This window comes from Bacillus cereus group sp. Bce019, assembly GCF_051781745.1.
Lineage (GTDB): Bacteria > Bacillota > Bacilli > Bacillales > Bacillaceae_G > Bacillus_A > Bacillus_A cereus.
This window is the reverse complement of sequence record NZ_JBPWJX010000235.1, coordinates 1-254: the sequence shown is the minus strand read 5'-3', so window position 1 is coordinate 254 and position 254 is coordinate 1. Positions and strand designations below refer to the sequence as shown.

Genomic DNA, 254 nt, shown 5'->3' with positions numbered 1-254 from the left:
GGGTAATTCTCTGTGACCGCGGTCAACCAATACGGCCAAGCTGACCCGTGAGGGTCTTCCAAGGCTAACCAGATTGTCAATGGCCGCTCGGATAGTTCGACCAGTATATAAGACATCATCTACTAATATCACATCACGACCATTGATATCGGCTATCATCTCAGTCGTATCTTCTTCTACCTTCACATCATCTCGGAATGGTTTGGTATCTAGCTCACCTAAAGGAACATCTATCTCTTCAAGCTGCTTCAACC

General features: G+C 46.1%; 1 protein-coding gene. It reads right to left on the bottom strand.

From position 1 onward, the window contains the following. Window positions 1-254: phosphoribosyltransferase family protein (locus ACS2QP_RS28150; RefSeq protein WP_438883122.1), on the bottom strand; the 254-nt coding region annotated here is incomplete at both ends.